The organism is Halovenus salina (genome assembly GCF_026410925.1).
Lineage (GTDB): Archaea > Halobacteriota > Halobacteria > Halobacteriales > Haloarculaceae > Halovenus > Halovenus salina.
Genome location: NZ_CP112972.1, coordinates 1947911 through 1970134, shown reverse-complemented (window position 1 = coordinate 1970134; position 22224 = coordinate 1947911). Strand labels below are relative to the sequence as shown.

The window sequence follows — 22224 nt, the reverse complement described above, 5'->3', positions numbered from 1 at the left end:
CGTCAGGCTAGCTTCGAAGGGCTTTTGTCTGCAACTTGAATACAGAAGGACACCTACCAGGACGACGGGCACCGGTGGGCACCTGTTGTAGACAGGTCGGGATGTGAACCACACGAGGGTCACCTCGTCGACGGTTTGAACCACGCAACGCCCGTGGTGATACGATGGCACGAAGCTTCTACTCACACATCCGGGACGCATGGAAGGACCCGGACGACGGAAAGGTCGCACAGCTCCAGTGGGAACGACAGCAGGAATGGCGCAATCAGGGCGCTATCGAGCGCATCGAGCGCCCGACCCGACTCGACCAGGCACGCTCGCTTGGCTACAAGGCAAAGCAGGGCGTCGTCCTCGCACGCGTCAGCGTCCGCAAGGGCGGCGCACGCAAGCAGCGCCACAAGGCTGGCCGGCGCTCGTCTCGCCAGGGCGTCAATCGGCTCAACCGACGCAAGAACATCCAGCGCATCGGCGAGGAGCGATGCACCCGGAAGTTCACCAATCTGCGCGTGCTCAACTCCTACTGGGTCGGGGAAGACGGCAGCCAGAAGTGGTTCGAAGTCATCATGCTGGACCCCGAGCATCCGGCAATCGAGAACGACGACGACCTGAACTGGATCTGCGACGACACACACAAGAACCGCGCGATGCGTGGTCTCACGAGCGCCGGCACACAGAACCGCGGTCTGGAGTCGAAAGGCAAGGGTACCGAGCGGACCCGGCCAAGTCTCTCCAGTAACAAGTCCCGGAAGTAATCCGAGCACGATTTTTTATATCGGTAGCGCCCCGTAGCGACGCAAACAACCGCACGACCTAGTAGCAGAAGTGCTGTGTGAGTGTTGAGAGAGGGGACGTCACACGCGGTCATGCACTGATATCCGTGACACGGTCGAGAACATCGCCACACCGACTGCGATGAGTGAGAAAGACGAGCCCCGGCAGTTACTCTTGGATGTGGCCTTCCTCGCGGAGTTGGTCGGCCTCCTGTTTCTCGTAGCGCCACGTGATGTCGGCCTTTTCGTCTTGCCAGTCCCAGGGTTCGACGAGGACGACATCGTCCTCGCGAATCCAGATGCGCTTTTGCATTTTCCCTGGAATGCGGGCCGTTCGCTCGACGCCGTCCATACAGCGGACGTTGACGCGGTTTGCGCCCAGCATATTGGTCACGACCGCGAACACTTCGTCGTCCTCGGGCATCCGCAGGTTCTTCCGTCCCTCGTTGTCACTCATACCGGGTCGTTCGGCATCGATATAGTTTAAATCTTCCACTTGCGCCAGCGTCAAAAGGAGACGTTTATACTCGCGGCCGAAGACGTGCCGATATGCTCAAGAATCTTGGTCTCGCCGGTGTTGTCGGCTTGCTCATGCTCGTCGGCGGCGTCGCGCTCGCGGCGTGGGAGAGTCTCCTCCTCGGCGGTGCACTCGCACTGATTGTTGCTGGCCTTGGTCTGATGGTCTATGGACTGGTCACGAACCTCATGCAGGCGATGGGGATGGGCGGGTTGATGTAGGCCGGGCTAGTCGGTCCTGTACTCCTTTCTGAACCCGCGGAACTCGGTCCGGTGGGCCTCCTCGTCGGAGAGAATTGTCACCGCGAGGTCCTCGGTGACCGGATCGCCGGCCGCGTCGGCCGCCTCGACGAGACTCCGGTACGTGTCGATAGCATCTGTTTCGGCGTCGAGGACACCTTCGATAACCGTGAGAACGTCGGTCGAGTCTTCGGGGGGCTGCAGAGAGTCCTGTCGCGAGGTAAACTCCGCGGAGCCAGGTGGCCGCTCATCCAGTTGTTTGAGGCGCTCGCCGAGTTGCTGTGCGTGGTTCAGTTCCTCCTGGATATCCTGCTGAAGGCTCTCTTTGATTTCCTCGGCACGCACGCCGTCGAGGACAATCGCGTTCGTCTGGTAGTTCATCACCGTCTCCAGTTCGTCCATGTAAGCCGTTTCGAGTAACTCGATGACACGCTCTGATGACATGCGACTAGTTGTTCGAGACAGACACAAGAGTGCGTTATGCCAATCTGTCGCCGGTAAGAATCCCAAGAAGATTATTATATTGTGCGATATATGAACTTCTGCTTCGCGGCGCGAGTTCAGTTGGGTCGGTCAGCCCTGTGTTCGCTGATGAGTCTGTCGACCATCTCGGCGCTTTGCTGTCGGCGGCGCTCCTCGGCACGGCGTTCCCAGTCCTCGATGGCGGCTTTGACCTCGGACTCTCGGGTGACGGCGAGTTCGTCGACCTCCTGGATAGTCACCAGGTCGGCGGGGGCGACCGGTATCTCGTGGTCGAACAGTACCCGGTCGGCCATATCCGAGAGGTCACCGTTCCGGAGGACAATCTTCGGGTCGAACTCGGCGAGTAGCTGAGCGGTCGAGCGGCCCGCACCACTGGCGTCTCGGAGGAGGATGATGTCGTCTTCGGCGAGCCCGAAGCGCTCGTGGGCCGACTCGATTGCGTCGTGGGTGAACTGCTCGACGACTTTCACCGGTGCCAGCCCTGCCTTCTTCTCGGCCACGTCAGCGAAGTTCGAGTGGTCGAGTTTCCACAGCGCCTTCAGACGTTCGAGCTTCCCTTCAAGTGCGTCGATTTCCTCGCGTGCCTCGTCGCGCTCGCGTTCGAGTCGGCGGTTTTCGCGTTCGAGCCGGGTGACCTCCCGGCGCTCGCGTGCCTCGCGGCGTTCCTGTTTGCGCGCCTCGGTGAGTTCATCCTCCAGGTCGGCGATTGTCTCGTCTTTCTGCTCGACGGTTGTTTCAAGATCGTCGACGTGTTGTTGCAGGCGCTCGACCTGTGTTTCGAGCTGGCGAATCCGGCGCTCCTCGTCGGTGAGCTCGCGCTCGACGTGTTCGTGGTCCTCTTCGTCCTCTTCCTCGTCGTCGGCGAGATCTGCGAGCACCGCCTCGACTGGCTCTTCGTCGGCCACGACCCGCGCGACGACGGTCCCGAGGTCCTGTCGCGGGGGCACCTTGGCGGCGATACGGTCGAACTGGTCGTTGTGGGCGTCGTAGGCTCCCAGGGCGGCCGCGATAGCGTCGCGTTCGTGGTCGTTGTCGTAGCCCGTCTCTCGTGTCCGGTGTTTTTTGACGTCCACCGGCAGGTCCCGGTCGGGTTTCCAGCCTGCAGCATCGAAGCTCCGGCGGATGTTCTCGACGGTCTCTGGCATCGGCGTCACGTCTGCGGCGACGAGTATCGGGCGTCCGCGCTCGATTATCCACTCAATAACCGCCGCCGTGTCTGCGGTCCGTGTACTCAACACATCGAGAACCTCGCCGTCGAGGCCGATGGTCGCCGCCGCGGTTGTCGTCCCGGGGTCGATGCCGACGACGATAGGGTCACGGCGCTTCGCCAACGGTCGGAACTCGACGCCGTCACGGCGGACCCGCTCGATCTCGACGCGGGTGTCGCCAGAGCGGTTCGCCGACACCGGGATATCCTCGGGGCGGGCCTCGACGGTGAAGACGGCGTTGGCGAAGCCACCGTACTTCTCTGTGACATTGCGCTCGTAGTCGAGGCCGGCCTTGTCGAGAGCAGACTCGACCTCGCGTGTGCGGCGCTTGACCGAGCCGTGGATGCGGCGGGTGAACCGGTCCTCGCTCCAGCCGCCACTCCCGGTCGACCGCCCACGGGCGACTTTCACCTCGGTCGTGTCGGTGAAGGCAGTCACCTCCTGGCCGACGTTCGCCGCCGCCAGACGCGCCGCGGCCTCGGCCTCTGCCATCGGCTTCTTCGCGTAGGGGACGCCGTGACGCGAGGCGACCCGAGAGAGGGGCTCGGGTTCGTGGGCACCTGTGACCTGGACCAGGCGGGTCCGGTCGGGAAGCGAACCGAGAAAGTGGACCAGGGCGTCTTTGTCCTCTGCAAGCTCGTACATGTTGTCCGTTGCAACCATCGCGGGCTCCTCGTCCTCGATACGGCGGCGGAGCTTGCGGTAGCTGACCACGTCGCGTTCGAGTGTCTCGCCGTCGAAGGTGACCAGCGCGTACGAGGGTGCGTCGCCGCGCACGTCGCCGCTCTGGATGTCGAGCCCGAATATAACAGCGTCGAGGGCAGCGGTACGGTCACTCACTGCCCGCTGATAGGTGCGCGCGTCTCATTAACGCTACGCCGCCACAATCCACAAACAACGGGCTACTCGCCGCCGGGGAACTCCTGGAACAGCGAGTCGTAATCGTCGTCGAAGCCAGCGGTGGCGGGGTCGGCCTCCTCTTCGAGGTCGTCGAGACGGTCGACCATCTCCTGATACTCCTCGCTGTCTTGGAGCTCGGAGGGCGTCTTCTCGGCTTCGAGAGTGGCCTTCTTCGAGGCGAGCGCGTAGTACTCTTGGAGGGTCTGATCGTACTCCTCGCGCTCGCGCATGGTCTCGACGGCCTCGTCGAGGTCGTCGCGCATGACCGGCTTGGTCAGGTAGTCGTCGAAATCCATCGAGACGATGTCGAAATCGGGGTCGACCGCCGTCACCATGACGACCCGGCAGTCCAGCCCTCTGTCACGAATCCGTTCGAGCACCTCGTCACCCGAGTAGTCAGGCATCTGGCGGTCAAGGAAGACGATATCGACGTCGGCGTCAGCTTTCTCGAGAGCCTCGTCGCCCCCGTACGCCTTGCGGACCTCGTGTTCCATCCCGAGCCACGTCGTATACAGGTCGGCGATATCTTGCTCGTCGTCGACGACCAGAATTGTGAGTTCGTCAGTCATTGTTCGTGAAATATCCTCCGAATAGCGGTGTTCGGCGAGAGGGCAGCATATTCTGTCACTGGGCTGACTGTAGGTCGACCCGCGCGGTGCACAGTTTGTCTAAGGCAGACTAGAGCTAAAATAGTATCGGCTTCGCATCTGCCGACGCCCGCGATTCTGGCCGTGCCTGACAAGGTATGACAGCAGGTACTTGTCGCTGCAGTCCCGACAGCCGTACATGCCAGATGGGGACCCAACATCGATTCGGTCACTCGCAGTCACCGTCGAGGACCTCGTGACGGCGATGGAGCTGAATCAGTCGACTCCCCGCCGGGCGGTGCTCCGGATAACGCCGCCGTTCAGTGGTCGGATGCGCGCCCGCCTGCACGTCGCCACGGCGACAGATGACGGCGGCGAGACACTCCACGTCGACCCGAGCGTGCTCATCGAGCAGACGGCCCCGGCATATCCCAGCGCCGTCGACACCGAACAAGCGCTCCGAGACGACCCAACAGAGACCTATACCGTCGAACGCCACCACGACCGCCATGTCGAGGCGGTCGCAGACTGGCGACGCGCTGTCGCCGACGCGATTCGAGAGACGGCGACGATTCATACGCCCGCCCCCCACGAGGTCGACGTCGCACCACTCGGTGACCTCTCCGAGCGAGAATCGCCAAAAAGCACCGAGAATATCTTATAAAATATTTCCGCCCCTCTAAGCGCGTTATAAAAGATACAAATACTGGTATAAAATCGGCGTCGCCAGCGTTAAGCGAGCCGAAACAAGCTGAACGCTCGGTCGGTTATATGTGGGAATCCGTTGTAGCCCTATCCAGGTGACCCCTCCAATGTCAATCTCCCCGCTCTCTGAGACGACCGCCCTGCCCGGCTCCCGCCCAGACATCCGTGCACTTGTCGTTCGGCCCGTCAGACGACTCGCGTTCTGGGCTGCGATTGTGCTCCCCTTTCTACACCTGTCGCTGTTGCTCTCCGGGCTGGAGTCCAGGCCGACGACACTGGCGTTCGTGGCGCTCGTGACGCTCAACGTCGTCGCGGTCTACGTCGGCAGCCCGCAGGCCCTGGAATAGTCCCCAATCGACAGTAGTTATTTATAAACAGCCCTCCTACGGAATGTATGGCCGCATACGGCCGGCCGTCACTTCGAGACCTGTTCGACGAGGCACCGACACCACATATTGCCCACCCACCAGAGACACACCACCTCGAGTTCTATCTGGCGACAGACGGGTCGTTCAGAGAGTCGGGTGGTGGCCTCGGGGCAGTCATCCAGACACGCGACGGCCAGCGGGTCGCCCGGCTGTCGCGCCCCCAGAACTGCCCGGACAACAACGTGGCAGAGTATCGCGCGCTCCATCTCGGGTTGGACGTGCTCGCAGCACGCTCACCCGCGGACGCGCGAATCGGGGTACTATTGGACCACGACGACCTCGCCGCGAACGTCAACGCCTCGGTCCTGGCAGGGCGAGGAACACAGCAACACCACGATATCTCGATTCCGGGGCCGACGGGCCTACACTGGCGTGGCATCCGCAACCGGCTTCGGGATTTCGCCGACGTGCGCGCCGCCCGCATCGCCAGCGACCGCAACCCTGCACACCCGCTGGCGAACGCGCCGAGCCAGTACGCCCACGTCGGCGACGAGCCGGCCCGCTGTGTCCTTCCGCGTGTCCCCGACCCGGAGACACAGATTCCACCGCCCTCGCGTTCGAACCGCGGCGCGGGCGACTGAACGCACCCGGGCGACACTGGCCGTAGCAGTCAGATTCATACGAATCGCGCCCCAAACAGAGGTATGCCAAGCGCAACGTTCGGTGGCGGTTGTTTCTGGTGTACCGAGGCGGCGTTCAAACAGCTCGACGGCGTCGACAGTGTCACCTCCGGGTACGCCGGCGGCCACGCCGAGGACCCAACCTACAGGGAGGTCTGTTCGGGCAACACCGGCCACGCGGAGGTCATCCAAGTCGACTACGACGACGAGACACTGGAGTACGCCGACCTGCTCGACGTATTTTTCACCGTCCACGACCCGACACAGCTGAACCGTCAGGGTCCCGACGTGGGCACACAGTACCGCTCTATCGTCCTCGCCCACGACGAGGACCAGCGCCACCAGGCCGAGGCCTACATCGAGGCTGTCGACGAGGAGTACGACGACGACGTGGTGACCGAACTGCAGGACCTGGAAACCTTCTACCGCGCAGAGGAGAAACATCAGGACTACTTCGAGAAAAATCCCAACGACGCGTACTGCCAGATGCACGCGAGTCCGAAAGTCGAGAAGGTCCGCGAGAAGTTCCAGAACAAGCTCCAGCAGGCCTGAAGCGCGCGACCAGCCGCGCCGAGTATAAACAAGATATTATTGCCGGAATCTGCGACAACAGGACGGCGTGGGAGAGACCAGAGAGGCCACAGAGACCGCCACCAGCGCCGATAGAACTGTTTTCGCGGCGTCATCGAGGGCCGCCAACATACCCGTGAGGGTGGTGTATTTTATTGCTGGAAACCAATATACAGGTGATGACGGCACACGAAACAGACGCACTCGTCACGGCAGAGTGGGTAGACGAACACCTCGAACAATTCCAGGCAGACGACCCCGAGTACCGACTGCTCGAGGTTAACAACCCGACAGTCACAGCCGACTCGGAGTACACACCCTACGAGGATGGCCACATTCCCGGTGCGACCTTCTTCCACTGGGAGGAAGACCTGAGCGACGGAACGACCCGAGATATCCTCGACAAGGAAGCCTTCGAGAACCTGAACAGCGAGGCCGGCATCACTGAGGATTCGACGGTGGTGCTCTACGGCGGCGGGCGCGTGCCGAACTGGTTCGCGCTGTTTGCCTACTGGGAGTACAAGTACTACGGTCACGACGACGTCCGCGTGCTCGACGGCGGGAAGGGCTACTGGGTCGACAACGACTACGAGCTGTCGACGGAGACGGCGGAGTTCACGCCCCAGGAGTACACCGCAAGCGGCCCCTACGAGAACATCCGAGCCTACAAGAGCGACGTCGAGCAGGCAATCGAGGGCGGTGTCCCGCTTGTCGACGTTCGCTCCCCCGCGGAGTTCACCGGCGAGGTCATCGCTCCCGAAGGGCTTCAGGAGACCGCCCAGCGCGGCGGCCACATCCCTGGGGCGCGTAGCGTCCCGACGACGACAGTGTTGAACGACGAGGACGGCACGTTCAAGAGTCCCGACGAACTGCGCGAACTCTACGAGGAGGTCGGCATCGAGGAAGACCAGTCGGTCATCACTTACTGCCGGGTCGGCGAGCGCTCCTCTATCGAGTGGTACGTCCTCTCGGAGCTGCTCGGGTTCGACGACGTGGAGAACTACGACGGCTCCTGGACGGAGTGGGGCAACACAATTCGCGCGCCAATCGAAACGGGCGAGGCAGAGTAGCTACTTCGGCTGTGAGGCGACAGCAGATTCGACGGTGAACTGTTCGAGCAACGAGCGCAGGTCGTCGGACTGAGCCGACAGCGACCGGACGCTCTGGCTCACCTCCGAGACAGACGCAGTCTGTTGTTGGGTCGCGGCGGCCACGTCTTCGGCCTGTGCGGTCGTCTCCTCGCTGATACTCGCGACAGAGTCGACCATCCCGACCACGTCCTGTGCAGTACGGGACTGCTCGTCGGTCGCGTCGCTTATCTCTTGGATGGTCGTGTTGACCGTCCCAACCTCGTCGACGATGTCCTCGAAGTTGTTCAATGTCATCTCGATGGTGCCGACGCTGTCGGATACTTGTGACTCCATGGCCTGGACGTCGGCGACCGTCTCTTCGGACTGTGTCTGGACGGCTTCGATGCGGGCTGAAATCTCACCCGCCGACTCTTTGGTCTCTTCAGCGAGATTCTTGACCTCGTCGGCAACGACGCCGAACCCTTCGCCGGCCTGCCCGGCACGGGCTGCCTCGATAGAGGCGTTCAGCGCGAGCAGGTTCGTCTCCTCGGCGACCTCGTCGATGAACGAGACGATTTCGTCGATCTCCTGAATCTCCTCGACGAGTTGCTCGACGGCAGTCGCGGTCTCGCTGATACTCGCCTCCAGCTCGTCGAGTTCGGTGATCGCATCCTCGGCAGCCTCGCGGCCGCTCCGGCTGCGCTCGGCGGCCTCCCCGGCGGTCGAGGCGGCGTTGTTGGCCGAGGCCGCAATCTGTTCGACCGTCGCTGAGAGGTTGTTTATCTCCTCGGCGACCGCCTGGAGTTCCTCGGTCTGTTTTGCCGCGCCGTCGGAGATTTCCTGAATCGACCTGGCAACGTCGGTGCTGATACTCTCGACCTCGTCGGTGGTTTCGGTCACGTCGTCGCTGGCCTTGGAGACATCGGTCGCAAAGGTCTGGACCTGGCTGACTGTCTCGCCGATGGTCCGGATGAGTTCGTTGTAGTTGTCGACGAGCTGTTCGTGTTGTTCCTCTTCGAGCTGGAGAGAGTTCTCGTCGATGGTCGCCGTGAGGTCGCCCTCCTGTGCGCGCTCTGCGGCATCGCTGAAGGCGGTCACGAGCTGCTGGAGATGCATCGACCGGCGCTCCATCTGGTTACTCATATCCTGGAGGTTTTCGGTGTACTCCCGGAGGCTCGTCGTCATCCGAGACATCGATTCGCCGAACTCGCCGGGGACGTCCTCGTCGAGTACCGAGTCGTCGAACTGCTGGCGTGAGAGCGCATCGGCCTGGCGTCCCACGGTATCGAGGAACTCCTCTAGGTCGACGAAGGCGTTTTGCAGCGAGCCAATCTCGTCTGGCTGGTCGCTTTGCTCGGCCTGGACATCAATGTCTCCCTGTGCCATCTGTGTCGCGGTCGCTTCGAGGTCGAGGACCGGCGTGATGAAGTCACGACGGACGACCAGAACGGTGTTCGCCGCAGCGGCTGCCGCGAGGACGAATAGCACCGCCGCGAGAACGAAAAAGACGACCCCAGAGACGAAAAACGGCAGCAGGAAGATGGCGACCGTTGCAAGAAACTGCAACACGATAGCTGTCAGCACCTTCCGCTCTATCGACTCCGTGATGCCGAGCAGCTCCATGGTCTTCCAGAGCGTTCGCTCGTAGGTAGTCATCAGCCGTGAGCCCGTGCGTGTCATATATAACTGCATGAAAACCAGACTGATAAAATAGCCGGATGAATACCAGTATCTGAACAAGTTTTAGGGCAGGTGATACTGCTCGCCGTCGACAGCGAGCGCTGTCTCGAAGGCCTCCTCGGCCGAATAGAAGTGAGCAGCATGAACGAGGCGGGTCTGCTCGGCGTCGAGTTCGTCGGCTAGTTCGAGCGCACCCTCTCGTGTCATGTGTTTCGTCCCGAAGGTCCGGGGGACCCCGTCGCTGTCGTGGTGGTCGCCGCCGAGTGGGTGGTATTCACAGAGATCAGCGGGCACCAGCGCCTCGGCGAGCAACAGGTCCGCCCCCGCGAGCTGGCGTCGCGTAACCTCCGGAATCGCATAACAGGTGTCGCCCGTCACCGCGAGCTTTGCCCCGGTCTCGAGGTCTTCGACTGTCAGTCCGTAGCAGAGAAGTGGCGGATGGACGACCGGGACGAGCGTGCCCTCGAACCCACAGGTCTCGAAGGGTTCGAGGGGCGTCTGGGGTTCGACAGCCACCCCATCGAGGTAGTCGTAATCGCTGGCTACGGTGTCGGCGACACTCTCACCGGTCGCTGGGTCGGTCTCGTCGGCAGCGAAGACCTCGATTTCGTCGAGGAGGCGGTAGCAGTTGCCCAGCCCGTCGAGATGGTCGAAGTGGATATGCGTGACGACGGCCGCGTCCGGAAGCGGGACATCTTCCCGGAGGAACTGGTGGCGGAAATCGGGGCTAAAATCTATCAAGAGAGACTCGTCGGTGCGTTCGTTGTGGACGTGAACCGAGAAGCGCGTTCGTTCGACGCCGCCGCTCGGGGTGATTGTTGCCCCCTGCTGGCGGAGTCGTTCGCGGAGTTCGTCGGACGGCTCACGGGCGCTCTCGCAGGTGTCACAGTCACAGCCAACGGTGGGTGTACCGGTCGTGTCGCCCGTGCCGAGCAAGGTGACCTGCATTCGGTTCGAAAGAGGGGCCGTCGGACAAAAAGGCGTGTGATTGTCTGATACTGATTGTTGCGAGTCGTTACCGCCGTCGGGGCGGTGTTCAGATAAGCACCGAGCAAACATATTGTTTCTACCGGCTAACCAAGCAAACCCTGGCGGACTGAAAGGGCGAGGCTGTCTCGACGAACCCGGACGACGTAAGCCGCGAGGCGGCACTGCCGCCTCGGCCCGTCCGAACGGCGCGTTGCGCCGTGAGGAGACACTGCAGGCCGTGAAACGGCCGAAGTCGTTCGAAAATCAAAGATTTTCGTGATGACGAAAGAGCTCCGCTCTTTCGAACCACGCGCAGCGAGTGTTCCGCGAATAGCATGAGCGGAACGACGAAAGACGAGCGGCGCGAGTCTTTCGGAACGCGGGAGTCGAGACAGTCGAGGGCTTTCTTCGTCTGAATCCCCCTCCAAATCTCTTATCTGAACACTACCGCCGTCGGGAAACGAGACGTGGGTCTCACGCCGTGAAACACTGATATTCGTGACGTGGTCACGAAAATAACCGCAACAATCACTATGAGGACGTGTTCGTGACCAGTCTGAGCCGGAGTGTCGACGCCCCGGCGACGTGGCTGCGTTGTGAAGGGGTGGCCGGCGGATGCTGTACAGGAACCCCTCGTGGACTGGTCCGTTCAGAGGTCGAAGTACTCTTGGGCTGCCTCCCGAACAGCACTGGTGGCGCTCTGTGGCGAGTACACGCCGAGAGTTGTGTTTCGCCACTGGACATCGATAAGGTGCGACGGTGTCGGTGAGATGTCGGAGAACTGCTGAATCCCGTCGGGCATCATGATGTTGACCGTCGTGCTCTCGTCCGGCGGGAGCGAGGGTAAGTCCACGAGAACCCGTCGCGGACTAACGCCAGCCTCGGCCGCGAGTGCCTGTTCGATAGCGTGATGGTCGTCGTACTCGTTTGCGATATCTGAAATCGCCTCCCGCCCGATAGCGTTCTCGTTGACGTACAGGGCGCGTTTGTAGAGGTTCCTGTTCGCAATCCGAGTGTACAGGCCGCCGTTCGTATTCTTCGGGAGAGAATCATATCCTTCGTACTCCAGGAGACGCGTGTGAAGCTGATAGTCGTCCCACGAGAGCACGTCCTCGGCCGTGTACGAACTGGTATCGAGAAAGTCGTTCACGGCCTGGCGGAGCATCGCCTCGGCGATGCGCGTGGCGTGGTGTCCGGCGACGGTCTTCAGCAGCCTGAGCCGAGCGGAGAACATGTCCTCGATGGCTTGGACCGCTTTCTTGTCGAAGACAATCCGGTCGTCGTGGGCCTGTGCGAACTTGATGATTGTCTGGACGTCGACGCTGCTGTTCCGAAAGCCAGTCCGTTGGGAGTCCCGCTGTAGATAGTCGAGTCTATCGGCGTCAATATCCCCGGCAACAATGTCGTACGCCGTGTTTCCGTGAATAATGTCGATGATGAACTCGGCGTCCGGCGCGTACAGCTCGTCGAGTTCTCGGATTATCCGTTCGGACTGTCGTTCGTGCTCGAACCCGAGCCTCTCTTCGATAACCGCTTCGAGCGCGTGAGAGAACGGCGGGTGGCCAACGTCGTGCAACAGCCCGGCGAGCCGGTATGCCTGTACCGTCTCCTCCGAGAACGACAGCGATTCAGCCAGCTCCCCGGCGAGATGCATGACACCGAGAGAGTGCTCGAACCGAGAGTGCGTAGCGCTCGGATACACCGCATCGGACAACCCGAGATGTGCAACCCGACGGAGCCGCTGGACCGCCGGTGTGCTTATCACATCCAGTTCCATCTCGTTGACCGTAATGAACCCGTAAAGCGGGTCGCGAATATTTTTCACAAACCCAATTTATCTCACCTCCTACTCAAACCTCCGTCGAAACGGCGTTCGCTCCTGGTCGCTCGCTCTTTAGTTTCGGTTTGTGGTATCGACAGACAGAGCGATACTGAGGAGTGGAACAGCCGGCTATCCGAGGAGAGACGTTTCAGTTCTCGGTCCGCTGTCGACCTCGCCGGAAACGCGGCTCAAGCGGTGTCGTCAGGCTTTAGCCCCAGCACGTCGAATCGCGGACAATGGCACAAGCACAGGAACAGGACGACCTCGCGGTGGTCATCGGGCTGGAGGTCCACGTCCAGCTCGAGACGGACACCAAGATTTTTTGTGGCTGTTCGACCGACCCCAGCGAGGAACCCAACACCCAGACCTGTCCGGTCTGTCTCGGCCTGCCCGGCGCGTTGCCCGTTCTCAACGAGGCGGCCGTCGAGGCCGCCGTGAAGGTCGGTAAAGCGCTCGACGCCTCGATTCCCGAGGAGACGCGATTCCACCGGAAGAACTACTACTACCCCGACCTGCCCAAGAACTTCCAGATTACGCAGTACGACGACCCCATCTGTCAGGACGGCGAGCTCGAGTTCTCCGTCGAGGGGAGCCGACGGGCCGTCGGCATCCGCCGGGCACATCTCGAAGAGGACCCCGGCAGCCTCAAACACCAGGGCGGCTCTATCGACACCGCCGACTACACGCTGGTCGACTACAACCGCGCCGGCGTGCCACTGCTCGAAATCGTCACGAAGCCGGACTTCCGAGGAGCAGGAGAGGTCCGGGCCTTCCTGGCGAAGCTCGAAGAGGTGCTCGAATACCTGGGTGTCTTCGACGCATCCCGGGACGGCAGCCTCCGCATCGACGCCAACCTCTCCGTCGTCGAGGAAGCGGCCGTCGCCGAGGACGGAACAATCGCCGAAGAGGCCCTGGAGTCGGCAAACCGCACGGAGGTCAAGAACATCTCCAGTCACAAGGGCGCAGAGAAGGCGCTGTCCTACGAGGCGACCAGACAGAAAAACGCCATCCGGCGGGGTCGAGTCGTCGAACAGGAGACCCGCCACTGGGACGAATCCCGCGGTATCACCGTCTCGATGCGCTCGAAAGAGGAGGAGAAAGATTACCGCTACTTCGGCGAGGCCGACCTCCCGCCGCTTCGGGTCTCGGGCTGGAAGGACGAGATCGACATTCCCGAGCTGCCAGACGCCCGTCGTGAGCGGTTCCAGTCGGCGTACGGCCTGAGCAGCGAGGCCGCGGACAAGCTCACCACTACCAAGCAGGTCGCCGACTTCTACGAGGACGTGGCATCCGCTTTCGACCCCGACCTGGCGGCGACGTGGGTCGCCGACGAGCTGCTGGGCGAGCTGAACTACCGCGACATGGGCGTGACCGAAATCGAGGGCCGCCTAGACGAAGTGAGCCGGCTCATCGAGCTGGTCGCGACCGACGAGATTACCGCCAAGAACGCCCGTGAGACCGTCCTGCGCGAGATGCTCGACGAGGAAGCAGACCCCGACAGTGTCGTTGAGCGGGAAGGGCTCGGTAAATCGAGTGGCGACGAAATCCAGCAGGCCGTCGAGGCGGCAATCGAGGAGAACCCCGACGCCGTCGAAGACTACCACGACGGCGAGGGCGGCGCTATCAACTTCCTCGTGGGACAGGTCATGCAGAAAACAGGTGGCAGCGCCGACCCCGGCGACGTGAATCAACTGCTCCGGGCAGAGTTGGAGTAACAGCTCACCGGGGGTCTGGCTGGCGAACGGACGGTTTCTCACTCCTCGAAGCGTGGGCGCGTCAGAACTGGTCGACCAGTGGCCGGGCGAGACGGCTCACGAGCGTCCAGAGACCCCCGCCAAGCAGTTGGCCGACGCCGGTAGCGCCGATTTTCTGTTCATCAAGCGCGTACCGGGGGTCGTCAGCGTCGGTTTCGACAGGGTATACAGTCCCGTCCTCGCTCGCGAGGTCGATTGCGGTACGCACCCGCGACTCGGTGAGGTCACAGGCGGTCGCCAGTTCGGAGACCGTCTTCGGTCCAGTCTGGATTTCCGTTGCGACCAGGCGGATATGTTGCATTGCGAGCATCGCCTCACCGGCCTCCATCTCGTCGGTGTCGGGTTCGGTGACGCGACGACCCTGGACGAAGTCGGCCCGGGCGTCGAGTGTTAGCCAGAGCCCCGTGGCGAGGGCGAGGGCAGGGAAGACGGTCTCCACGCTCGTCGCCCCAGATAGCTCGACCCACAGCCAGACGCCACCCGCGACTGTCACCACCAGCCCGAGGGCCGCCTTTGCCCACCGCTCGTCGATGCCGGGAACGTCGACGAGCACGTCGAGAGCCTCGCTGCCGGCAAACCCGGCGGCGATAGCGAGGACGACAACGAGGTCCTCGGTGACCGCAACGACGAACGCAAGCGAAACCGCCCAAAGGAGTATCGGGCGAACTGAGAGACGGCTACGAACGGCCTGTACGAGTGGGGAGGACATATCCAAGGCACACACCTGGTCGTACATATAGGTTCCCCTCTGTTACACGACAGACCGGACGGTAAAGGGTCGTTACCCCCTCAAAACGGAGAGCCAGCTGTGACAGCAGTGGAGTGTCAAACGCCCCGAAAAACGCGAATCGTATCCCGTGCGGTCGGTTCACAGAGGAGTTGGGCGAGTCCGAGGTCGTCGAACACCTCCTTCCAGTTGCGGTGATAGAGCGGGAAGTCGTCGTCGACGTAGCTGACCTCGCTGTCCCGGCCCCGCGTGGGACTGTTTCCCTCGTTCTCGGCGGTGACCAGCAGGTCGTCGGTGACGCGGACCAGGTCCTCGAACACCCAGGTGTCCTCGGGGTGGACGTGCTGGAGTGTCTCGACAGAATAGACGACATCGAAGGCGTCGTCCTCGAACTCCGGGAGCAGGTCCTCGATAGCGCCGGTGTGGAAGTTCCCGGTCTCGGCGAGACGGGGGTAGTGGTCGTCCATCACCTCGAATGCCTCGGCGTTGATATCGACGCCAGTGAGGTTCGCGAACCCGTGTTCCCGGAGGTGGTTCAGATGGCGGCCACAGCCACAGCCGACTTCGAGAACCGCGGCCGAATCGACAGCATAGTGTGAGAGCACGTCGACGAGCGTCTCGCTCACCTCATTCGGGCCGAGACGAGCGTAGTACGTCGGCGAGAACTTCCCGGAGCGGTCGGCCCAGTCCTGGCGAACGTCCTCAGGGTCCATATCGGTAGTCGTCGCCTGAGTGGCTTATACTCCTCGGAGTCGGGTCCGACGCGGGGCGCTTTTTGCTCGCGGCCGCGAACAGGCCGGTATGGACGAGGGAGCTGGTCGGCCGGGACGGCGGACGTTTCTCCGGGGAGTCGTCGGAGCCGCCGGAGCCGGTGTCCTCACCATCCCTGCCGGTGCACGCGCCGAGGGGCTGACCGTCTACGTCGGCTCGTTCGATAGTAACCTCTATGCGGTCGACGCCGCGACCGGCGAGCGAGCATGGGCGTTCAGCGCGCCGGACGCGGCGATACAGTCCTCGCCAACAGTCGTCGACGGCACCGTCCACGTCGGGACGATGGACGGCCAGCTGTACGCCGTCGACGCCGAGACGGGCGAGCAGGTGTGGGCCTTCACCCAGCCGGGAGACGGCGTCGAGTCCTCGCCCACGGTCGTCGACGGAACAGTCTACGTCGGTTGTATGGACAGTCGACTGTACGCCGTCGATGCCGCGACCGGCACGGAGAAGTGGACGTTTGCCGGGCCGTCGGGACAGATTTGGGCGTCGTCACCGGCTGTCGTCGACGGTACCGTCTATGTCGGCTGTATGGACGGCAATCTGTACGCTGTCGACGCTGAGGCCGGCGAGGAGGCGTGGCAGTTCACCGAGCCGGCGGGCGGGATATCCGCGTCGCCGACGGTCGCAGAGGGAGTCGTCTACGTCGGCAGCGTCGACGGGACGCTGTACGCTCTCGACGCGGAGACTGGCGAGCAGACGTGGACGTTCTCGACGCCCAGGAGCTCGGTTCGGTCCTCGCCGACGGTCGTTGACGACACCGTATACGTCGGAGCCAGCGACGACGCGCTGTATGCGGTCGACGCCAAGACCGGCGAGGAGGTGTGGCGGTTCACCGAGCCGACAGACACGCTCCGGTCGTCGCCAACTGTCGCCGAGGGTACCGTCTACGTCGGGGCCGACGACGCAACGCTGTACGCCGTCGACGCCGAGACTGGTGAGCAGGTGTGGGCCTTCACCGAGCCGACGGGAAGTGTGCAGTCGTCGCCGACAGTCGCTGACGGCACCGTCTACGTCGGAACCGGAGCCGAGACGCTATACGCCGTCGACGCCGCGAGCGGTGAGGAGGCGTGGCGGTTCACCGGGCCGACGAGTTCGGTGCGGTCTTCGCCGACCGTCGCCGACCCGACCGGAAAAAGTAAGGGGTCCAGGGTCGGACTCGGCACGCTCGGCCACCACGACGCGTGGCCGCCCGAGCTCGAGAACGGGCGCGTGGAGACCCCGACCGCAACTGCAACCGAAACCTCCGGCGACGGCCAGGGAGGAACACCCGCCGACCAACCAGACGATGGAGGTAGTGGAGACGGCAGACGTAGCGGAAGTGCTGGCGGAGGTGGCGGTGGTGGTCGAGGTGGTGGGGGTGGAGTCGGCGGTGGCGGCGGAGCGAGCAGAGAGGGCTCAGCGCCCACGGGAGGCCCGAACAGCAGCCGGACCCAGGAACCAGCGAACGGAACCGGACTCGGACCAGACCTGGATGGACTGGGGCCTGGCTTCGGTGTGCCGACGGCGCTGGCTTCGCTCGGCGGGTATCTGTGGTGGCGAGGCGACGACGAACCGGAGTCCTAGCGGCGGTGTCTCTCGATTGCGTCGAGGTAGTCACGGATGTACGGGGGAACAGACTCGTGTGCGCGAATCTCTGCCGGGGTGAGCCAGTGGACCGCGGCGACCTCTTCGGGTTCGCGTGGGTGGGCCTCGCCGCCGGCGTACTCACAGCAGGTGACGAGATTGAGACAGGGCGTTCCGGTGTCGGCCTCGAAGGTCCTGCTGGTGACGTACTCGACAGCATCGATTTCGACGCCGACCTCCTCGCGTACCTCGCGTCTGGCCGTCTCGCTGACGGTGTTCTCGCCGCCGGGAGACTGTTCGACCTTGCCGCCGGGGAAGGCGAGCGCGCCAGCGGCGTGGTCTTCCTCGGCACTGCGCTCGATGAGGAGGTACTCGCCGTCGCCGAGGACTGCGGCATCGACGTTGACGACGTAGCCGTATTCGTTCAGCATATGGGTCGGTCAGTTGGCTGATCGATAAATAAGACGGTTCGGCTCCGGATAACGGCTAACAGTACTTTGATACTACTCGGCTGGCTGGTGTAAGGCAGACGATGAGCCAGGCAACCCTCCAGACGACGCCATATCACAACGCGAACCTGTTTGCGGGCTACTATCTCGACGAGCGCGTCGACGACCTCGACGCCTGGGACTGTGACGAGGCCGCACAGGAGGCCTTCGAGGAGCTACAGGAGCTATGGGAGATCGAGGGGTCGCTGCTTGCCTCGTACAACGAAGACGAACTGCTCGATATCTGGATAGAGGAGGTCCTCGACGCGCTCGGATTCGGCATGATGTCCGAGACGACGCTGCCGGGCGGCGAAGGGTACAACGACCGACTGCTGTTCGAGTCCGGCGATACGCGCCGGGGAGCGGCACTGCAAAAGAAGAAAGGCGACGCCGGAGCGATGTACAACCTCGCCTCGGCGGTGCTCGAAGCGAAACAGTGGAACGCCGACTTCGGCCAGCGGTTCGCCGAAAACAGGTCGTACTACGACGCCTCTCAGCAGATTAAGTACTATCTCGACAAGACGCCGGAGGGGCTCCGGTGGGGGATTCTCACCGACGGGCGCAAGTGGCGGCTCTACGGGACCAAAGATTACGCCACCGAGACGTACTACGAGGTCGACCTGCCGGAGCTGCTAGAATCGGGCGACCTGGAGGCGTTCAAATACTTCTACGTGTTCTTCCGGCCCGAAGCGTTCGCCGAGACGGCCGGCACGTCGTTTCTGGATACGGTCTGGTCCGAGAGCGAGACCGCGGCTCAGGAACTCGGGTCGGACCTCCAAGACAACGTGTTCACCGCGCTCAGAGTGCTCGGCGAGGGATTCGTCGCGACCAACGACCTCGACATCGACCCCGACGACGAGGCCGCGCTGACCGAACTCAAAGAGCAGTCGCTCGTGTTGTTGTACCGGCTGATGTTCGTCCTCTACGCGGAATCTCGTGACCTGATACACCCAGAATCGCCCGAGCAGGTCGCGGAGTACGAGGAGAATTTCAGTCTGACACAACTGCGTTCAGAGATTCACGACGAGATTAGCGCCGGCGAGGGGTTCGACACCTACAGCGAGTACTCGACGACAATGTGGAACCGGCTCGGCAACCTCTTCGATTTGGTCGACGAGGGCAACGAGGAGCTGGGGATTCCGCCCTACAACGGCGGGCTGTTCGACGACGAAAACCACGCCTTCCTCGCAGAGCACGAGGTCGCAGACAGATACGTCGCCGAGGTGGTCTACCGGCTCGGGACCACCGAAACGGACGGCTCGTTCGTGCTTGCGGATTACGCCGACCTCGACACCCGCCATCTGGGGAGTATCTACGAGGGGCTGCTCGAACACGGGTTCCACGTCGCGCCCGAGGAGTACGCCGCGGTCGCCGCCGACGGCGGCCAGGTCTGGAAACCTGCGACGGAGGTCAGCGTCGCCGATGCGGTCGAGACCGTCGAGGCCGGCGGCCTCTACGTGGTCAACGACGACGGCGAGCGCAAGGCGACGGGGGCGTACTACACCCCCGACTACGTGGTGAGTTACATCGTCGAGGAGACCGTCGACCCGCTGCTTGAAGACATCAGAGACGACCTCGCCGCGGACGGGCTGGAGCCGGGCGAGGCGGAGTACTTCCGGCGGTTCTGGCAGTCGGTGCTCGATTTGAAGATACTCGACCCGGCGATGGGGAGCGCCCACTTCCTGACGAGCGCGACGGGATACCTGACCGAGCAGGTGATGGAGGTGGTCCGCGAGCAGGAGATACAGTCCTACGACGAGCAGGACCTCCGGCGGACAATCGCCAAGGAGTGCATCTACGGCGTCGACATCAACGGGATGGCCGTCGAGCTTGGGAAGCTGTCGATGTGGCTCGAAACGCTGGCCGCGGACCAGCCCCTTGCCTTCCTCGACCACCACCTCAAGACGGGGAACTCGCTGGTGGGGTCGGACATCACGGAGGTGCTCTCGGACGGCGACGAGGAGGCCGCGGGGCAACTGACGCTGTTCGAGGCCTTCGACCGCACCCGGCGGCGGACCCTCGACCACGTGATGGACCGGATGCAGGAGTTGCTCGACATCGACAACGAGACGCTCGCGGACATCCACTCGATGGAAGAGATCTACGACGACATCCGCGCCGACCCGCTCTACCAGCGCCTGTTCGAGCTGGCGAACGTCCACACCGCCGAGGCCTTCGGCCTGGACGTGCCCGAGGACGCCTACCGGGAGATGGCCGGCGCTATCGAGGACGACGAAGAGTGGGCCGAGATTGCCGAGACCGACTGGTTCCAGAGCGCGCAGGCGACCGCCGAGGAGGAGGCGTTTTTCCACTGGGAACTGGAGTTCCCCGAGGTGTTTTTCGACATCGACGGGGAGGTGAAGGCGGAGAGTGGATTTGATGCAATTGTAAAGAACCCACCGTACGGAAAAGAGATGTCTGAGGTAAAAAAGGACTACTTCAATCTAACCTTTGATTACCAAGATTACCAATTAGACCGATATTTATTGTTTATGGAGATGTGTACGCAGATATCCAAACATGGCGGAATGATTGGTATGATTGTTCCTAACACCTGGCTGACTAACCTAAAATTCACAAATATTAGAGAATTAATTTTTAATCAAACATCAATTCATTCGGTTGTTGAGTACGAACACGAAGTATTTTCGGATGCCACTGTTGAGCCAATATCGCTGATATTTTCAACAGAGATTCAGAATCATAATTCGATTAGTGTTGAAAAGAGAAGATATGACAACACAGTGACAAAATCAGAGCTAGAGCAAAAATTCCTTCAAAACAGAGAAGGCTCAGCAGTCAACATATTTGCCGACACAGAAGCATTGTCTATTGAACAAAAGTTTTCCGAATCAGTGAAAATGAAAGATGTTTGTGATATATACAATGGAACAAAACCATTTGAGAAGGGAAAGGGAAACCCTCCACAAACACAGGAAATTGTAGACGAGAAACCATACGTCTCCGAGCAAAAAGAAGACGATTCGTTCCGGCCACTACTTAGAGGAAGTCTGATTAGCAGATATTTGATTAAGTGGGATAATGACTACTGGATTAGCTATGGGGAATGGTTAGCTGCACCGCGAGATCCAGAAATCTTCAATGTAAAAAAGAAGATATTAATTCGACAAACAGGGGACTCACTAATCGCGGCACTGGATAATGAACGATTCATAGCACGGGATAATCTACACATAGTAATTCCCAAAAGCGAGAATTATGTTCCATTATTTTTACTTGCTCTCATCAATTCCAGTTTTGTCAATTGGTACTACCAAAATATAATAAACCCAGAGGAAGGAGAGGCTTTGGCTCAAGTAAAAAGGGGACACATTGTTCAGTTGCCAATGCCAACGTTAGGCTCCAATTACGTAGGTGATGAAATATCATTTTCATTATCAGAAAAGATGCCTACGAGGATCACGGACTGTGCTAAAATATTAAATAATTATCAGGAAGAAGACTCGAATGCCAGAAATAGATACAATTATGCGATAATTTTATCAGAATGTATGATAATTTTGAGAACAGAGCACGATAAATTAAATTTGGATTTAATAGACTACTTCGGAGCATATAATGAAGGTCAAACTCTCGCAGACATCGGCCTGACCCAGCCCCCGGAGGGCGCGGCCGACTCCATCCTCCAGCGGACCACAGAGGAGCACCCGAACCTCCGCGTGGGCGACTGCGAGGTGGTCCGGGAGTCGTCGACCACCGTCGAGATTCGGCTCACGGCGCGGTACAAGCCCGAGGAGGCACAACTGGAGGGTGCCCGACGCGACGACTACGGCGGGGACGACCCCGAGACCGACCGGTGGGGGTATGCCGAGACCGAGCCGCTGCCGGCGTTGCGGGTGACCGACCTCACCGAGACCGAGGCCGACCTCGTGGAGGCGTTCGTCCCGGTGGCCGTCGAGGAGGCCGGCGGCTTCGCGGAGTTCCGCGAGACGGCGACGAAGACCAATTCGCTGGTCGACCGCCTGCGGAAGCTGACCCTCCCCGCGGTGGCCGACGTCGCGGAGGGGCTGGCGAGCTACCGGGAGACGAAAGCCCGCGCCGAGGAACTGGAGGCGAAAATCGAGCGAACCGACGACCTCATCGACCAAATCGTCTACGAACTGTACGGGCTGACCGACGAGGAAATCGAGATAGTGGAGGAGGCCGTCGGAGAGTAACATCCAGCGAGAGCGAGGCCGACCGACTGGAGGCCGCGACGCGAGCGGCCCGCAAGCAACGGAACGAGGCAGGCAGGGAGTGAATCACGCGGCATACGAATGTGCGGTCGGTTCGGGACGGACTGGAGAGTGACACACGCCACAAAACGCACCGGTCGAAAAACACGGCCGG

At 61.6% G+C, this 22224-nt stretch carries 20 protein-coding genes; 10 read left to right on the top strand and 10 right to left on the bottom strand.

Annotated features, from left to right (window positions below):
* Nucleotides 1-164 precede the first annotated feature (164 nt).
* A complete protein-coding gene (locus OSC37_RS09870; RefSeq protein ID WP_267161307.1) occupies nt 165-752 on the top strand; it encodes a 50S ribosomal protein L15e in 588 nt (195 codons plus the stop codon).
* A 187-nt stretch (nt 753-939) separates the two neighbouring features.
* On the opposite strand, the gene eif1A is transcribed toward OSC37_RS09870, so the two are convergent.
* On the bottom strand, nt 940-1227 hold the full coding sequence (gene eif1A, locus OSC37_RS09865; RefSeq protein WP_267161306.1) for a translation initiation factor eIF-1A: 288 nt from the start codon (nt 1225-1227) through the stop codon (nt 940-942).
* Nucleotides 1228-1319: 92 nt separating this feature from the next.
* On the opposite strand from eif1A, the gene OSC37_RS09860 reads away from it, so the two are divergent.
* Entirely contained in the window at nt 1320-1508 is a 189-nt protein-coding gene (locus OSC37_RS09860; protein ID WP_267161305.1) for a DUF7470 family protein, read from the top strand.
* A 6-nt stretch (nt 1509-1514) separates the two neighbouring features.
* On the opposite strand, the gene OSC37_RS09855 is transcribed toward OSC37_RS09860, so the two are convergent.
* The 3 genes from OSC37_RS09855 to OSC37_RS09845 all read right to left on the bottom strand — a co-directional run bounded on the left by OSC37_RS09855 (nt 1515) and on the right by OSC37_RS09845 (nt 4686).
* Nucleotides 1515-1970 carry a ferritin-like domain-containing protein gene (locus tag OSC37_RS09855; RefSeq protein ID WP_267161304.1) on the bottom strand — a complete coding sequence of 152 codons (456 nt, stop codon included), beginning with the start codon at nt 1968-1970 and terminating at the stop codon, nt 1515-1517.
* Between the two features lie 116 nt (nt 1971-2086).
* Nucleotides 2087-4057, bottom strand: coding sequence for a DUF460 domain-containing protein (locus OSC37_RS09850; protein WP_267161303.1), 1971 nt, complete (start codon nt 4055-4057; stop codon nt 2087-2089).
* Between the two features lie 62 nt (nt 4058-4119).
* A complete protein-coding gene (locus OSC37_RS09845) occupies nt 4120-4686 on the bottom strand; it encodes a response regulator transcription factor (protein WP_267161302.1) in 567 nt (188 codons plus the stop codon).
* A 217-nt stretch (nt 4687-4903) separates the two neighbouring features.
* Between OSC37_RS09845 and OSC37_RS09840 the strand changes: the two genes are divergently transcribed.
* The 5 genes from OSC37_RS09840 to OSC37_RS09820 all read left to right on the top strand — a co-directional run bounded on the left by OSC37_RS09840 (nt 4904) and on the right by OSC37_RS09820 (nt 8097).
* Nucleotides 4904-5368, top strand: coding sequence for a DUF8009 family protein (locus OSC37_RS09840; protein ID WP_267161301.1), 465 nt, complete (start codon nt 4904-4906; stop codon nt 5366-5368).
* A gap of 148 nt (nt 5369-5516) precedes the next feature.
* The gene (locus tag OSC37_RS09835; RefSeq protein WP_267161300.1) at nt 5517-5756 is read left to right on the top strand and encodes a DUF8028 family protein; all 240 of its coding nucleotides are present in this window, start codon (nt 5517-5519) and stop codon (nt 5754-5756) included.
* A gap of 47 nt (nt 5757-5803) precedes the next feature.
* Nucleotides 5804-6418 (top strand): reverse transcriptase-like protein, encoded by a 615-nt coding sequence (locus tag OSC37_RS09830; protein ID WP_267161299.1) that lies wholly within the window; start codon nt 5804-5806, stop codon nt 6416-6418.
* Between the two features lie 63 nt (nt 6419-6481).
* On the top strand, nt 6482-7009 hold the full coding sequence (gene msrA, locus OSC37_RS09825; RefSeq protein WP_267161298.1) for a peptide-methionine (S)-S-oxide reductase MsrA: 528 nt from the start codon (nt 6482-6484) through the stop codon (nt 7007-7009).
* 197 nt (nt 7010-7206) lie between these two features.
* Complete coding sequence (locus OSC37_RS09820) at nt 7207-8097, top strand: sulfurtransferase (RefSeq protein WP_267161297.1); 891 nt, start codon at nt 7207-7209, stop codon at nt 8095-8097.
* Here OSC37_RS09820 and OSC37_RS09815 read toward each other — a convergent pair whose 3' ends face one another.
* The 3 genes from OSC37_RS09815 to OSC37_RS09805 all read right to left on the bottom strand — a co-directional run bounded on the left by OSC37_RS09815 (nt 8098) and on the right by OSC37_RS09805 (nt 12571).
* Nucleotides 8098-9753: a methyl-accepting chemotaxis protein gene (locus tag OSC37_RS09815; protein WP_267161296.1), complete on the bottom strand. Its 1656-nt coding sequence runs from the start codon at nt 9751-9753 to the stop codon at nt 8098-8100. It lies immediately after the preceding gene.
* An 87-nt stretch (nt 9754-9840) separates the two neighbouring features.
* The gene (locus OSC37_RS09810; RefSeq protein WP_267161295.1) at nt 9841-10725 is read right to left on the bottom strand and encodes an MBL fold metallo-hydrolase; all 885 of its coding nucleotides are present in this window, start codon (nt 10723-10725) and stop codon (nt 9841-9843) included.
* Between the two features lie 670 nt (nt 10726-11395).
* Nucleotides 11396-12571, bottom strand: a complete 1176-nt coding sequence (locus OSC37_RS09805; RefSeq protein ID WP_267161294.1) for an HD domain-containing protein — start codon at nt 12569-12571, stop codon at nt 11396-11398.
* A gap of 233 nt (nt 12572-12804) precedes the next feature.
* Here OSC37_RS09805 and gatB point away from each other — a divergent pair, with 233 nt between their 5' ends.
* Nucleotides 12805-14283, top strand: a complete 1479-nt coding sequence (gene gatB / locus OSC37_RS09800; protein WP_267161293.1) for an Asp-tRNA(Asn)/Glu-tRNA(Gln) amidotransferase subunit GatB — start codon at nt 12805-12807, stop codon at nt 14281-14283.
* Nucleotides 14284-14344: 61 nt separating this feature from the next.
* Here the strand turns inward: gatB and OSC37_RS09795 are convergent, their stop codons facing one another.
* Both OSC37_RS09795 and OSC37_RS09790 read right to left on the bottom strand, forming a co-directional pair.
* Entirely contained in the window at nt 14345-15031 is a 687-nt protein-coding gene (locus OSC37_RS09795) for a hypothetical protein (protein WP_267161292.1), read from the bottom strand.
* 116 nt (nt 15032-15147) lie between these two features.
* Nucleotides 15148-15762, bottom strand: coding sequence for a class I SAM-dependent methyltransferase (locus OSC37_RS09790; RefSeq protein WP_267161291.1), 615 nt, complete (start codon nt 15760-15762; stop codon nt 15148-15150).
* 88 nt (nt 15763-15850) lie between these two features.
* Between OSC37_RS09790 and OSC37_RS09785 the strand changes: the two genes are divergently transcribed.
* On the top strand, nt 15851-17386 hold the full coding sequence (locus tag OSC37_RS09785; RefSeq protein ID WP_267161290.1) for a PQQ-binding-like beta-propeller repeat protein: 1536 nt from the start codon (nt 15851-15853) through the stop codon (nt 17384-17386).
* Here the strand turns inward: OSC37_RS09785 and OSC37_RS09780 are convergent.
* Complete coding sequence (locus tag OSC37_RS09780; protein WP_267161289.1) at nt 17383-17817, bottom strand: NUDIX hydrolase; 435 nt, start codon at nt 17815-17817, stop codon at nt 17383-17385. The genes OSC37_RS09785 and OSC37_RS09780 overlap by 4 nt on opposite strands.
* Before the next feature lie 101 nt (nt 17818-17918).
* Here OSC37_RS09780 and OSC37_RS09775 point away from each other — a divergent pair, with 101 nt between their 5' ends.
* The gene (locus OSC37_RS09775; RefSeq protein ID WP_267161288.1) at nt 17919-22052 is read left to right on the top strand and encodes an Eco57I restriction-modification methylase domain-containing protein; all 4134 of its coding nucleotides are present in this window, start codon (nt 17919-17921) and stop codon (nt 22050-22052) included.
* Nucleotides 22053-22224 lie beyond the last annotated feature (172 nt).